12 protein-coding genes are annotated in these 14,014 nt (G+C 68.6%); 4 read left to right on the top strand and 8 right to left on the bottom strand.

Features of this window, described 5'->3' with window-relative positions:
• The 6 genes from AB0959_RS16225 to rpsL form a co-directional block, all read right to left on the bottom strand.
• Positions 1–1,068, bottom strand: coding sequence for an endo-1,4-beta-xylanase (locus AB0959_RS16225; RefSeq protein WP_366827043.1), 1,068 nt, complete (start codon positions 1,066–1,068; stop codon positions 1–3).
• A gap of 17 nt (positions 1,069–1,085) precedes the next feature.
• Positions 1,086–4,226 (bottom strand): glycosyl hydrolase 115 family protein, encoded by a 3,141-nt coding sequence (locus AB0959_RS16220; RefSeq protein ID WP_366827042.1) that lies wholly within the window; start codon positions 4,224–4,226, stop codon positions 1,086–1,088.
• A gap of 189 nt (positions 4,227–4,415) precedes the next feature.
• Positions 4,416–5,609: an elongation factor Tu gene (gene tuf, locus AB0959_RS16215; protein WP_030839706.1), complete on the bottom strand. Its 1,194-nt coding sequence runs from the start codon at positions 5,607–5,609 to the stop codon at positions 4,416–4,418.
• Positions 5,610–5,764: 155 nt separating this feature from the next.
• Positions 5,765–7,891: an elongation factor G gene (gene fusA / locus AB0959_RS16210; RefSeq protein WP_366827041.1), complete on the bottom strand. Its 2,127-nt coding sequence runs from the start codon at positions 7,889–7,891 to the stop codon at positions 5,765–5,767.
• Between the two features lie 39 nt (positions 7,892–7,930).
• On the bottom strand, positions 7,931–8,401 hold the full coding sequence (gene rpsG, locus AB0959_RS16205; protein ID WP_366827040.1) for a 30S ribosomal protein S7: 471 nt from the start codon (positions 8,399–8,401) through the stop codon (positions 7,931–7,933).
• A gap of 2 nt (positions 8,402–8,403) precedes the next feature.
• Positions 8,404–8,775 carry a 30S ribosomal protein S12 gene (gene rpsL, locus AB0959_RS16200; protein ID WP_003948652.1) on the bottom strand — a complete coding sequence of 124 codons (372 nt, stop codon included), beginning with the start codon at positions 8,773–8,775 and terminating at the stop codon, positions 8,404–8,406.
• Between the two features lie 656 nt (positions 8,776–9,431).
• On the opposite strand from rpsL, the gene AB0959_RS16195 reads away from it, so the two are divergent.
• Complete coding sequence (locus AB0959_RS16195; RefSeq protein ID WP_366827039.1) at positions 9,432–9,950, top strand: hypothetical protein; 519 nt, start codon at positions 9,432–9,434, stop codon at positions 9,948–9,950.
• A 182-nt stretch (positions 9,951–10,132) separates the two neighbouring features.
• Here AB0959_RS16195 and AB0959_RS16190 read toward each other — a convergent pair whose 3' ends face one another.
• Together AB0959_RS16190 and AB0959_RS16185 are read right to left on the bottom strand one after the other, a co-directional pair.
• Positions 10,133–10,342, bottom strand: a complete 210-nt coding sequence (locus AB0959_RS16190) for a DUF397 domain-containing protein (protein ID WP_366827038.1) — start codon at positions 10,340–10,342, stop codon at positions 10,133–10,135.
• The gene (locus tag AB0959_RS16185) at positions 10,339–11,214 is read right to left on the bottom strand and encodes a helix-turn-helix transcriptional regulator (RefSeq protein ID WP_366827037.1); all 876 of its coding nucleotides are present in this window, start codon (positions 11,212–11,214) and stop codon (positions 10,339–10,341) included. Before AB0959_RS16185 ends, AB0959_RS16190 begins: the two co-directional genes overlap by 4 nt.
• A 157-nt stretch (positions 11,215–11,371) precedes the next feature.
• Between AB0959_RS16185 and AB0959_RS16180 the strand changes: the two genes are divergently transcribed.
• The 3 genes from AB0959_RS16180 (at position 11,372) to AB0959_RS16170 (ending at position 14,010) form a co-directional block, all read left to right on the top strand.
• Positions 11,372–11,860, top strand: coding sequence for an ATP-binding protein (locus AB0959_RS16180; protein ID WP_366827036.1), 489 nt, complete (start codon positions 11,372–11,374; stop codon positions 11,858–11,860).
• Between the two features lie 228 nt (positions 11,861–12,088).
• On the top strand, positions 12,089–13,036 hold the full coding sequence (locus AB0959_RS16175; RefSeq protein ID WP_366827035.1) for a helix-turn-helix domain-containing protein: 948 nt from the start codon (positions 12,089–12,091) through the stop codon (positions 13,034–13,036).
• A gap of 92 nt (positions 13,037–13,128) precedes the next feature.
• Complete coding sequence (locus tag AB0959_RS16170; protein ID WP_366827034.1) at positions 13,129–14,010, top strand: hypothetical protein; 882 nt, start codon at positions 13,129–13,131, stop codon at positions 14,008–14,010.
• The last annotated feature ends 4 nt before the right edge of the window (positions 14,011–14,014 follow it).

Raw genomic sequence — 14,014 nt, 5'->3', positions numbered from 1 at the left:
TCAGCGCCCCGCTGCCAGCAGCCCCTCCCGCAGCGCCCCGTACGCCGGTTTCCGCCCGAATTCCTCGTCCATCGGCGTCGCCGCGCCCTGCCCGGTGAAGACTCCGGGCACCCACGAGTACTTGTCGGTGTAGCCCCACACCGTGAACGACCTGCAGCTACGGGCGCCCAGGCACGCGTCCAGCAGCCGTCGGAAGTAGTCCGCCTGGGTCGCGAGCTTCGCCGAGTCCGCCGGCAGGACCATCCGTACGTCCACCTCGGTGAACGCCGTCTGCATACCCAGCGCCTCGAAGCGGGCCAGGTTCTCGGCGACCTGCCCCGGGAAGCCGTACTGGATCGCGAGGTGACCCTGGATGCCGAAGCCCTGGACGGGGACGCCCTCAGCCCGGAGCCGTTTCGCGAGGTCGTAGTAGGCCGTGGACTTCGCGTTGACGCCCTCGACGTTGTAGTCGTTCAGGAAGAGCTTCGCCTTCGGGTCGGCCGCGTGGGCCCAGCGGAAGGCGTCGGCGATGTACGACGGGCCCAGCTTCTGGAGCCAGATCGAGTTCCGAAGCGAGCCGTCCTCCTCGAAGACCTCGTTCACGACGTCCCATTGCTGGATCTTGCCCTTGTACCGTTTGACCTCGGTCGTGATGTGGTCCCGGAGTATGCCGCGCAGCTCCTTCGCGTCGATCGAGCCGTCCGCCACCCCGGCCGTCAGCCAGGTCGGCAGCTGGCTGTGCCAGACCAGCGTGTGGCCGCGCACGACCTGACCGTGGGCGCGGGCGAAGCGGACCAGGTCGTCGGCCTTCTTCCAGTCGTACTCGCCTCGCCGGGGCTCCACCGACTCCCACTTCATGACGTTCTCGGCGGTCACCGAGTCGAACTCGCGGGCGGTCGTTCTTCGGTACGTCCTGTCCTCGGCCAGCGCCGTCATGTCCACGGCCGTGCCGACGCGTACGCCGGCGCGGTCGGCGAGGACGCGCAGCGGGGCCGGGGAGTGAGCGGCGGCGGGCTGCGCCACGGCGCCCGTGACCAGGAGTGCCGTACCCAGCAGGGCAACGGCGGCGGGCAGGCGGAAGCGGTTCATGTGCGGATCCCCTCTCGTCAGCGAACGCGGTGGCTCTCCAGCGGGCCCAGATACGTCGGTGTGAGTCCTCCCGTGTCGATCACCAGCCGTTGCAGCACCACCGTCGGGTCGACCATCCAGAACTTCAGGCGGTGCACGCCCGCGCGGGCCATCGTGTGCTGCGTCGCCGTCACGTTGACGTTGTCCGACGTGTTCCGGGCCCACTGCTTGTTCATCAGGCCGTCGTCGGCGCCGGTGGCCGCGTGGATGTCGACGACCTGCGGCTCGCCGTCGTCGAACGACACCCCGTACCGCAGGCCACCCGTCACCAGCGCCGGGTTCCGTGGCGAGAGGTACGACCAGACCGTCACCTCGCCGGCCGACAGCAGCGTCACGTCGTACTCCAGGCGCGGCCCGGCACCGCCCGGTGTCTGGCGCGGTGCCGTCACCGGCCACGGGGCCATTCCCGCTCCCGTACGCCCGATCCGGTCGATGCGCCTCCAGCGCACGCTCCGGGTTCCGACGACCCTCGTGGTGTTCTCCGCGTCGATCGCCACGTACCCGCCCGCCTCCACGAAACCCCGCAGCCCGCGCCGCGCCGGTTTCTCGGCCACGGCCCTGACGGTCACCGAGGCCCCGGCGCCGCGCACCACCACCGCCCCCTCCGCGCGGCCCTCCGGTACCCGCGCCCAGTCCACCGTCAGCGTCACCCGCACCTGCTGCTCGACCCGGCCCCGGGGACGGTCGGCCCGCAGCCACGGCACCGAGGGCTCGATCCGGTACTCGAAGGGCGCCCGGCCCCGGTTGAAGACCTCGATGTACTGGTCGGGGCGGGTCTGGTACGGGCTGAACGCCGGGAGCACGGCCGTGCCCGAGGCGCCACCCGGCCACCACTCCCCCGAGTCCAGCGAACCGTCGACCGTCACCCCCAGTTCGGCGGCGGACGGCACCTCGATCCTCTTCACCTTGGGGAAGATCTCGTCGGGCAGCGCCACGTTGTCCTTCTCGGGCTGCTGCCAGCCCGCGTTCGGCCCGTACCGCTCCACGTCCCCGTAGCCGATGTGCGGCTGCGTCTGGAAGCCGTCCCACTTGCCGCCCGCCACCTCGGTGTTGAAGCGCCGGGCGAGAGCGAAGTCGCGTTCCAGGCCGGCCTCCGCCTCGGCCGCCCGGTCGTTCGTCGCCGCTCGGCCCTGGGCCGCGTACAGCAGGTTCGTGAACTCGGCCTCGCGCAGCGCGTACAGGTTGGCGGTCGCCTGCACCTGGTATCCGACCAGCTCGAACCACGCGTCCCGCACCCGCGCCGGAAGCCGCCGGGCGATCCGGTCCGCCGACTTCGCCAGCCTCCGCCACTCCTCGGTGACCCGCTCCAGCTCACGGTGGCCGAAGTAGTACGGCGTCTCCTGGTCGTCGTACACGACCGCGGACTCCTCCGTGGTCGGGTCCTTCGCCGGGTCGAGCGTGATCCGGCGGTTCAGCAGCTCGGGCTTGCGGCGCGCCTGGAGCTGTCCGTACGCGGCGAGCACGGCGGCGACGCCCTCCGCCTGTGCCGGCCCGAAGTTCTGCCGCGCGTAGCGCCGTTCCCACTCCTCCAGGTCCTCCAGCCCCAGGCGCTCGGGGTTCCAGGCGTAGTTCAGGAAGAACTCGGTCGGCAGCTCGTTGCCCTTGAGGTCGCCGACGTTCGTCACCCACAGCCCGTGGTTGCCGTAGGCGTGTGCCTGGTGGAGCTGGTCCCAGAGGTTGGCGAGGTTGGCGGTGTCGACCCACTTGTAGTTGCGGCCCACGCCGACGTAGTCGAAGTGGTAGTACAGGCCGTGGCCGCCGCCCCGGGGCGCCTGCGGGTCCGGGTGCTTGCGGATGTTGCCCCAGTTGTCGTCCGTGAGGACCACGGTCACGTCGTCGGGCGCGCGCAGTCCGCGGTCCCAGTAGCGCTGGACCTCCTTGTAGAGCGTCCACACCTGCGGGGTCTCCTCCACCGGCCGTCCCGTGACCTCCGCGATGATCTGCCGCTGGGTCGCGATGATCTCCCGCATGAGCTCGATGCCGTCGCCGTCCGGGAGGCTGGTGTCCCCGTTCCCCCGCATGCCGAGCGTGACGACGCCCTCGAAGTCCTGCTCGACCATGCGCCGGATGCCGTCGCGCCAGTAGGCCTTGATGGCTTCGGCGTTGCGCCGGTACGACCACTCGCCCGTGCCGCCGTACGGGTCGCTGCCCGGCTTCACGATGGCGCCCGTCGCGTCCCGCACCGCGGGCACGGCATGGCGGTTCCACTCCTCGATGCCCCGCATCATGGGCGCCTCGTGGGACGTGCCCATGACAATTCCGTACTCCTTGGCCCGCGCGTGGTTCTCCGGATCGTCCTCGGCGAAGGCCCTTCCCCACACCGCGGGCCAGAGGTAGTTCCCCTTCAGCCGCAGCACCACCTCGAAGACCTTGGCCCAGAAGTCCGCGTTGAAGCCCCCGGGATGCCCCGGCGCCTTCCCCGGACCGAAGTACTTCGGCGCCCACGTCCCGAGCGCCGGGTTCTCGTCGTTGATGAAGACACCCCGGTACCTCACGGTCGGCGCGCCCTGGCTGAACCGGCCCGGCAGCACGTACACCGCGTCCCGGTGGACCGGCGGCACGTCGTCCCACCAGTACCAGGGCGAGACCCCGATGCCGTACGAGACGTCGTACGCGCCGAAGATCGTGCCGCGCGGATCGCTGCCCGCGATGACAAGTGCGCGCTCGACCCCGGGCATCGGGCGCTCGACGACGGTCTGCAACGAGGTCTCCCACCTGCCCCGCACACCCGTCACGTCGAGCTTGCCCGCGGCGATCAGTCCGTCGATCAGTGGACTGCGGCCGATCGTCCCCACCAGCACGGCCTCCCGCGCGACCGTCCCGCCGGGCCGCACGCCCGTCACCCGCTCGATGTCGTCACGGAGGTCCCCGGCCACCCGTACGACTCCGGGGTGGTCCTCGGGGCTGACGACGACCGGGACGCCGACGAGCGGGAGGGCGCCCGCCTTCGGCGAGAAGGAGATGTACGCCCCGGGATCGGTCGCCTTCAGCGCCCCCGCCCCGGCCCCCACCTCCGCTTCCGCATCCCCCTCCGCCCACGCGACCCCGGACAACGCGGGCAGCGCCACAAGCCCCGCCCCCGCGCCGAGTACGGCTCTGCGCCTGACGCGTCCAGACATGCCTCACCCCTCGGTCCGCATGCGACTCGAATTTGCTCAGCGGCATGACAAATAGTGAGGGGAGTGACGGGCGAGGGGAACGGTCCGTCCGGGTCGAATAGTTTCGTAACAGCTGGCAGGACACAGCAAGGAGGCCCGTACGACCGAAGTCGTACGGGCCTCCTTGGAGACTACCGAGTCAGTTCAAGATCACTTGTTGATCTTGGTGACCTGGCCGGCGCCCACGGTCCGACCACCCTCACGGATGGCGAACTTCAGGCCCTCCTCCATGGCGACGGGCTGGATGAGCTCCACCTTCATCTCGGTGTTGTCACCCGGCATGACCATCTCGGTGCCCTCGGGGAGGGTCACGACGCCGGTCACGTCCGTCGTACGGAAGTAGAACTGCGGACGGTAGTTGTTGAAGAACGGCGTGTGGCGGCCACCCTCGTCCTTGGAGAGGATGTAGGCCTGCGCCTCGAACTCGGTGTGCGGGGTGACCGAGCCCGGCTTGATGATGACCTGGCCGCGCTCGACGTCCTCGCGCTTGATGCCGCGGAGCAGCAGACCGACGTTCTCACCGGCCTGGCCCTCGTCGAGCAGCTTGCGGAACATCTCGATGCCGGTGACCGTGGTGGTGGTCTTCTCCTGCTTGATGCCCACGATGTCGACGGTCTCGTTGACCTTGAGGACACCACGCTCGATACGGCCGGTGACGACCGTACCGCGACCGGTGATCGTGAAGACGTCCTCGATCGGCATGAGGAACGGCTTGTCGACGTCACGCTCGGGCTGCGGGATGTTCTCGTCCACGGCCTTCATCAGCTCGAGGACGGAGTTGCCCCACTCCTTGTCGCCCTCAAGGGCCTTGAGCGCCGAGACCTTGACGACCGGCAGGTCGTCGCCCGGGAACTCGTACTCGGAGAGCAGCTCGCGGACCTCGAGCTCGACGAGCTCCAGGATCTCCTCGTCGTCCACCATGTCGGCCTTGTTCAGGGCGACGACGATGTACGGAACGCCGACCTGGCGGGCCAGGAGCACGTGCTCCTTGGTCTGCGGCATCGGGCCGTCGGTGGCGGCGACCACGAGGATGGCGCCGTCCATCTGGGCAGCACCGGTGATCATGTTCTTGATGTAGTCCGCGTGACCCGGGCAGTCGACGTGCGCGTAGTGACGCGTCTCCGTCTGGTACTCGACGTGCGCGATGGAGATGGTGATACCGCGCTGGCGCTCCTCGGGAGCCTTGTCGATCTGGTCGAAGGCCGAGGCCTCGTTCAGGTCCGGGTACGCGTCGTGCAGCACCTTGGTAATGGCGGCCGTGAGGGTCGTCTTACCGTGGTCGATGTGACCGATGGTGCCGATGTTGACGTGCGGCTTAGTCCGCTCGAACTTCGCCTTCGCCACTGGGGTCCTCCTGTGGAGTGGTTCTGAACGCCTTGCTTCATCGGCGCCAGGTGATCTTTGCTGGAAAGCCCGGGCCCCGGGGCATTCCCCCACGAACGCGGGTGAATGCCCCTCAAGGCTCCGGAGTCAAGCCTACGGCGTGTGAACGGGGTGCGTTACTCGCCCTTGGCCTTCGCGATGATCTCCTCGGCGACGTTCCGCGGAACCTCGGCGTAGGAGTCGAACTGCATCGAGTAGCTCGCGCGACCCGACGTCTTGCTGCGGAGGTCGCCGACGTAGCCGAACATCTCCGACAGCGGCACCAGGCCCTTCACGACGCGGGCACCGGCACGCTCCTCCATGGCCTGGATCTGGCCACGGCGGGAGTTGATGTCACCGATGACCTCACCCATGTAGTCCTCGGGCGTGGTGACCTCGACGGCCATCATGGGCTCGAGCAGCACGGGGCTGGCCTTGCGCGCGGCCTCCTTGAAGGCCTGCGAACCGGCGATCTTGAACGCCAGCTCGGAGGAGTCGACCTCGTGGTAGGCGCCGTCGATCAGCGTGACGCGGACGCCGGTCATCTCGTAACCGGCGAGGATGCCGAACTGCATGGCCTCCTGCGCACCGGCGTCGACCGAAGGGATGTACTCCTTCGGGATACGGCCACCGGTCACCTTGTTCACGAACTCGTACGACGTGTCGCCGCCCTCGAGGGGCTCGATCGCGATCTGCACCTTGGCGAACTGGCCGGTACCACCAGTCTGCTTCTTGTGCGTGTAGTCGACGCGCTCGACGGCCTTGCGGATCGTCTCGCGGTAGGCGACCTGCGGCTTGCCGACGTTGGCCTCGACCTTGAACTCACGGCGCATACGGTCGACCAGCACCTCGAGGTGCAGCTCGCCCATGCCGCCGATGATGGTCTGGCCGGTCTCCTCGTCGGAGTGGACCTGGAAGGAGGGGTCCTCCTCCGCGAGACGCTGGATCGCGACGCCCAGCTTCTCCTGGTCACCCTTGGACTTGGGCTCGATGGCGACCTGGATGACCGGCGCCGGGAAGTCCATGGACTCCAGGATGACCGGGTTCTTGTCGTCGCTCAGCGTCTCACCGGTGGTGGTCTGCTTCAGGCCCATGACGGCGACGATGTCGCCGGCGCCCACCGCGTCGATCTCCTCACGCTTGTTCGCGTGCATGCGGTAGATCTTGCCGATGCGCTCCTTCTTGCCCTTGACCGAGTTCAGCACCGCGGTGCCGGACTGGAGGCGGCCCGAGTAGACCCGGACGAAGGTGAGCTTGCCGAGGTGCGGGTCGCTCATGATCTTGAACGCCAGCGCGGACAGCGGCTCGTCCTCGGACGGCTTGCGCTTGACGACCAGCTCCGGGTCCTTCACGTCGTGGCCCTCGATGGCCTCGACGTCGAGCGGAGTCGGCAGGTAGCGCACGACCGCGTCGAGCAGGGGCTGGACGCCCTTGTTCTTGAACGCGGTGCCACAGAACACCGGGGTGACCGTGGTGTCGTTGGACTTGCCGGACGCGATGGTGATGCGACGGATCGCGGCGTACAGCTGCTCCTCGGAGGGCTCCTCGCCCTCCAGGTACAGCTCCATGATCTCTTCGTCGTTCTCGGCGACGGCCTCGAGCAGCTTGCCGCGCCACTCCTCGGCGGCCTCGGCGTGCGTGGCCGGGATGTCGACGGTGTCGTACATCTCGCCCTTGGCGGCCTCGGCGGACCACACGAGCGCCTTCATGCGGACCAGGTCCACGACGCCCTTGAAGTCGGCCTCGGCGCCGATCGGAAGCTGCATGACGAGCGGCTGGGCGCCCAGGCGGTCCGAGATCATGTCCACGCAGCGGTGGAACTCGGCGCCGGTACGGTCCAGCTTGTTGACGAAGCAGATGCGCGGCACGCCGTAACGGTCGGCCTGACGCCACACCGTCTCGGACTGCGGCTCGACACCGGCGACACCGTCGAACACCGTCACGGCACCGTCGAGCACACGCAGGGAGCGCTCCACCTCAACGGTGAAGTCGACGTGCCCCGGGGTGTCGATGATGTTGATGGTGTAGTCGTTGTCCTCGAGCGGCCAGTGACAGGTGGTCGCAGCAGACGTGATCGTGATGCCACGCTCCTGCTCCTGCTCCATCCAGTCCATGGTGGCGGCGCCGTCGTGGACCTCACCGATCTTGTAGCTGACGCCGGTGTAGAAGAGGATCCGCTCGGTGGTGGTCGTCTTGCCCGCGTCGATGTGGGCCATGATCCCGATGTTGCGGACCCTGGCCAGGTCAAGTGAAGTGGTAGCCATAAGGCTTCAGTCTTCTCTCGGTCTCGATGGGGTCTGCGACTACCAGCGGTAGTGCGCGAAGGCCTTGTTGGACTCGGCCATCTTGTGGGTGTCCTCGCGCTTCTTCACAGCGGCACCGAGGCCGTTGGAGGCGTCGAGGAGCTCGTTGAGCAGACGCTCGGTCATGGTCTTCTCGCGACGGGCGCGGGAGTAACCCACCAGCCAGCGCAGCGCCAGGGTGTTGGCGCGGCCGGGCTTGACCTCGATCGGGACCTGGTAGGTGGCGCCACCGACACGGCGGGACTTGACCTCGAGGGTCGGCTTGATGTTCTCGAGAGCGCGCTTCAGCGTGATGACCGGGTCGTTGCCGGTCTTCGTGCGCAGGCCCTCCATGGCGCCGTAGACGATGCGCTCGGCGGTGGAGCGCTTGCCGTTCAGCAGCACCTTGTTGATGAGCGACGTGACCAGAGGAGAACCGTAGACCGGGTCGATGATGACCGGGCGCTTCGGGGCGGGGCCCTTACGAGGCATTCTTACTTCTCCTTCTTGGCGCCGTAGCGGGAACGGGCCTGCTTGCGGTTCTTGACACCCTGGGTGTCGAGGGAGCCTCGGATGATCTTGTAGCGAACACCCGGCAGGTCCTTCACACGGCCGCCGCGCACGAGCACGATGGAGTGCTCCTGCAGGTTGTGTCCCTCACCCGGAATGTAAGCGGTGACCTCGATCCCGCTGGTCAGACGCACACGCGCGACCTTACGCAGGGCCGAGTTCGGCTTCTTCGGGGTGGTCGTGAACACACGCGTGCAGACGCCCCGGCGCTGAGGAGAACCCTCGAGTGCGGGCGTCTTGTTCTTCTCGACCTTGTCCTGCCGGCCCTTGCGGACCAGCTGCTGGATCGTAGGCACTACTTCTCCGGTTTCTGTGTGCCGAATGGTGAAGCTAACCTGGAACGTCGCCGACCCACGCGGTCGGGTGTGTCGAATCCGGCAGGCTCCCGCCGCAAGGCAGGAAGGGCGCAGATCACAGTGGCCGCTTACGGCTCCCCCAGTGCGGTGTGAAGGCACGCACGAGAGCCAGGGCACACCCCAGGCACAAGGTCTGAGCGTACCTAGCGCAAGGACTCCGGTCAAAACAAATGGGCAGCGCATGACACGCCAGAGGTTTAAGCGGGGGCGCGACTGGTGAGAAGGGCAGCTCGGCGGGGCCGGGTGCTGTTGTCGAGAGCACCGCCATGAGGTCATCGAGTGGCTCGCGAGTCCCAGCGTCACAGCGCTTTCACGGCGTGTGGCTGGGACTGGGAAACCAATTGGTCTCGTCTGCGGATTCGCCGGCGGCGTCGGGCCGGGATCGGGACCAGGGCCCCGCCGGACCTCGTGTGCCCGGGGTGGCCTGGCGCACCGCTACGTACGGACCCTCGTGAGCTCGGGTGGCTCCGCAGGCAGCGGTACGGCGCACAGCCCCGTTCTGTACGTTCGCTGCGTGGAGTGGGAATGTGAAGGCCTGCGGTGGTCGGGCCCGTCCTCGGCTGCAGGCCTTCCACTCGCCGTAGAGAGGATCGAACGTGGCCTCGGACCGCGACGTGGCCTCGGACCGCGACGTGTTGTGGCGTCGTTGCGCACACCTGGGCCGTGTCCTGCTGCCGCTGGTGGATCAGGAGCCATGGCGGCAGGCGCGTCGCCGCGAGACGCTGCGGGCCTGGGGCATCGACATGGTGGTGGGCGAGCGGCTGATCGAGGTCTTCGCGGCCGTGGCCGCCCATGCCGTCGCGGTCGACGCTTCTCTGTCCGCCGCGGGATTCGATGCTCTGCCCCTCAGGGACGTGGCCGACGCTGCGACTGGCAAGCGCGACTACGAACTGCTCGCCGGGCTCCCGGACACCTTCGCCGACGACCGTGACGGACAGGCGGTCAATGTCTTCCGCCTGCACATCTACAAGGGCGGACAGCACCGCCACCGGCTCTTCCGGCTGAGCGCGGAACTGCGCCATACGCTGATCGTCCTCGCCGAACGCTCGCCGATAGCGTCCCCCACGTGTGGGGACGTCTTCCGCCGGGCGGCCGAGCTCGGCCTGCCGCAGTGATCACGAAGATCAGACGAGCTGAGGGTGCACCCCCACGGTGCCGTCGGGACGGCGGTACGTCACTTGCGCCGCCGTCGGCCCGAACGACCTCACCGCGACGACGGCGACGTCACTGTCGGTGGCGATGTCCGATGCGGCACGCCCCCGGTGACGAACACGTCCGGGCTCTGGGCACTGAGGAGTCAGTACTGCGAGGCGTACGTCACGAAGCTCGTCCACGCGTCGGGCGCCAGGGCCAGCTGTGGGCCTGGGATGTGCTTGGAGTCGCGGACGTGGACGGTGCCCAGAGCGTGGGCGATCTCGACGCAGGAGTTGCCGTCGTTGCCGCTGCTGTAGCTGCTCTTGAACCACGCCAGCTCGGAGGCGTCCCCGGCAGTGGTCTTGCGGATCATGTTTCTCCCAGCAGTTTCTCGATGAAGGCCAGCGACTCCCGTGGGGCGAGCGCCTGAGCGCGGATGGTGCCATACCGCAGTTCCAGGATGCGCAGCTGTTTGGGTTCGGAGGTCGGCCGACCGTTGAACGCTCCGTCGGAACGGCCCACCGCCGATCCGTCCGCGAACTTCAGCAGCTCGATCTTGCCGTCCATGCCGGAGTGGGTCTCGCAGTTCAACGGCATCACCTGGAGAACGACGTTGCGCAACCGCCCCACCTCCAACAGGCGTTCGAGCTGCTGGCGCCAGACCATTGTGCCCCCGATCGGGCGCCGCAGGGCCGCCTCTTCCAGGACGAAGCTGAGCGCGGGAGCGGGTGAGCGCTCGAAGATCGACGCGCGAGCCACGCGGGCGACCACCATGCGCTCCACCTCGTCCGGGGAGTACGGAGGTTGCATGGCCTCGAACAACGCCCGTGCATGATCAGAGGTCTGCAAGAGACCGTTGACGCCGTTGCACTCGTACACGCCGATCTCGACCGCCTGAGCCTCCAGCTTCGCCAGTTCCCGAACCTTCTTCGGGTACCGGACCTTCTTCACGTCCTCCCAGGCCGCCGCGATGAGCCCACCCGCGTCCAGCACCTCGTCGGCCCTGTCCAGATAGTCCTTCCGGGGAATCCGCTTCCCGCCCTCGATCTTGTAGACGAGGTCCTCCCCGTACCCGACCGCCGTCCCGAACTCGGCGGCCCGCATCCCCACCGCCTCCCGCCGCAGCTTCAACTGCCGCCCCACGGTGGTGATGACCGCGACACCCCACGCGTCGTCCGGGTCCACCTCCCAACCCGGCTCGTCCGCCTCACCCTTGAGCCGTCCCGCGTCCGTGTCCACCGACATTCCGCGCGCCCCTCCGCCGTACCTCGTCGTACCGCCACGCCCCTGCCCGTACGCCCCGCCCGACAGCCCGGACACCACCGGACAAGCTCCGGACAGTCACCGTACGCAACGGCGCAGTCACTCCCTACGGTAGGCGTGTGCGGCCACGCTGAGTGACATGAATCAAGAAACCCGGGAAACCGCCGACCCCACGGCCCAACTCGGCACCCGCATCCGCAACTTCAGCCTGCTCCTGTCCCCCACACCCCGCGGCGCCCGCCTCGCCCGCCTCCTCGCCACCGAGCAACTCCGCACCTGGGGACTGCCGTCGCACCCGGCGGAGCACATCGTGGCCGAACTGGCCGCCAACGCCGTCACCCACGGACGCGTCCCCGGCCGGGACTTCCGCCTCACGCTCAACGTCGTCGGCGTCACTCTCCGCATCGAGGTCACCGACACACGCGGTGACCGGCTGCCGTACGCCCAAGAGACCGCCCCCGATGGCGAGTCCGGCCGTGGCCTCCTCCTCGTGGACGCGCTCGCCGACCGCTGGGGAGTGGCCCACGGTCCCGCCCCGTGCAAGACCGTCTGGGCCGAAGTGGAGTTCCGTGCCACCGGATCGCGGCCCGCCTCGCGCCGGTGCCCCACCGACCGGCCCGACGCGTGATCAAAGCTTTTCCATGCCCCTGGAGCGAATACCCACCCAGCCCCACCTCACCGAACCCCCACAGAAACCCTGGTCACCCGGAAGAGTGGCAATCCTCAACTCGGCTGGATTTCAGACCGGTTCGCAGGCATATGCTCGCCGCGATCACACCACAGACATGCGACGGCCCCCGCCGGGACTGCAATCCCAGTGCGAGGGCCTGACCACCGAGGAAGTAGGAGCTTCCTGATGGATACGCAGAACCTTAGCGCTCCGGCGCGCCCTCAGCAGCTCAATCCCCGCGGTATCACCCACATCAACACCCCCCACACCACCCGCTACACGGTCGTCGGCAACCATCTCGCCCAGCACCGGCAGCTCTCCCTCAACGCGATCGGGCTCGCCCTGCACATCCAGTCGCTGCCCGACCAGGCCCGGGTCGACATCAAGACCCTCGCCGACCGCTTCCCCGAGGGCGAGACCCGTATCGCCGCCGCCCTGCGCGAGCTGAAGGCCCACGGCTACCTGGCGCAGGTCCGCAAACGCCTCCCCAACGGCCGCGTCGTCACGCACACGGTGTCGTACAACCAGCCGCAGGCCCAGCACCCCGAGAGCGGTCCCGCTCCCGCAGCCCCCAGGACACCACCCCGGCCGGCCTCCGACGACCTACCGGCACCGGCTCCACTCACCGATCCGGACCCCACCCCCGAGCCCGACCCCGACCCCACCGCGACGCCTCCCGCTCCCCCGCCCTCGCCCGCCCCCAAGCCCTCACTCCCCGAACCTCAGACCCCCGACCTGGACCGCCACCGCACCGCCACCGCCCTCCTCACCACGCTCCACCACGACGACCCCCGCCTCCTTCTCTCCGAACGCGCCGTCCGCCACCTCGCCCCGGCCGTGGCCGCCTGGCTCGAACGCGGCGCGCGCATCGGGGCCGTACGTCACACGCTGACCGCTGACCTCCCCGAGCCCCTCCGCAATCCGGCCGCCCTCCTCGCCCACCGCCTCACCGAGCTGCTGCCGCCGCCTGCACCGGCGACACCACCCCTGCCGCACGGCAACCGCCAGCCCGCCGCCCCTCCTCCGTTCCTCAACTGCGAAGGCTGCGAGCGCGCCATCCGAACACGGATGCCGGGCACCTACTGCCGCGAGTGCCGCGAGGCGGGCCTGGTCACCCACGACGCGGCGGCGTGAACGGCGCGGCGGCACGACCGACCTCGACAGCCAGACCGGCCGGCATGCACCGCCACCAGCCGTCCGGCACCCCCTACAGAACAAGGAACCACATGGTCAGTCCGCCCCACGAGGCGATGCACCGCATCTTCCAGGAGTACCCGGGCCTGTTCGCCGGTGTCTCCAAGGCCCTTGACCTCGACTTCGCCCCGCCCACATCCGTCACGATCCTGCCGACGGACCTGACGGAGGCCCGCCCCGTCGAACGACGCGTGGACACACTGCTCCGATTCGATTCCGAGGACGACGACTCGTTCCTGCTGGCTGTCGAGGCTCAGCGCGAGAAGGACCCGGACAAGCCGTCCAGCTGGGCCTACTACCTGTCCTTCCTGAGCACCAAGTACAAGCTCCCGGTCATGCTGCTGGTCGTCTGCCAGGACCGGGCCACAGCGGAGTGGGCCACGCAGCACGTCTCCCTCGGGCCTCGGCAGTGGCCCGCACTCACCCTGCGCCCGCTCGTCGCGGGCCCGCACAACATGCCCGTCATCACCGACCCGGACGAAGCCACCGCCGACCTGGCACTGGCGACGCTGTCCGCCATCACCCACGCGAAACAACCGGTCATCGATGGGATACTCAAAGCACTGTCCACCGCTGTGCTGGACGTACCCGAAGCTGTTGCCGACCCCATCATCGAACTCACCACACAAGGCCTGGACAGCGCGCCCCGGGCCCTTGAACTCTGGAGGACACTGGTGGCCGTGGATCTCTCTTTCTACAAGTCGTCCATCTCCGAGGAAATCCGCGACCAAGGCCGCGCCCAGCGCGGGGCCGAGGACATCCTCGTCGTCCTGGAAGCCCGCGGCTTCGACATCCCCGACGAGATCCGCGAACGCGTCACCAGCTGCGACGACCCCGCCCTCCTGCGCCGCTGGCTTACCCGCGCCGTCACCGCGCCGTCCGCCGAAGAGATCTTCACGGACGAAGACGCCTAAGTCC

Source organism: Streptomyces sp. NPDC046862 (assembly GCF_040704615.1).
Taxonomy (GTDB): Bacteria; Actinomycetota; Actinomycetes; order Streptomycetales; family Streptomycetaceae; genus Streptomyces.
This window is presented reverse-complemented; position numbering and strand designations above follow the sequence as displayed.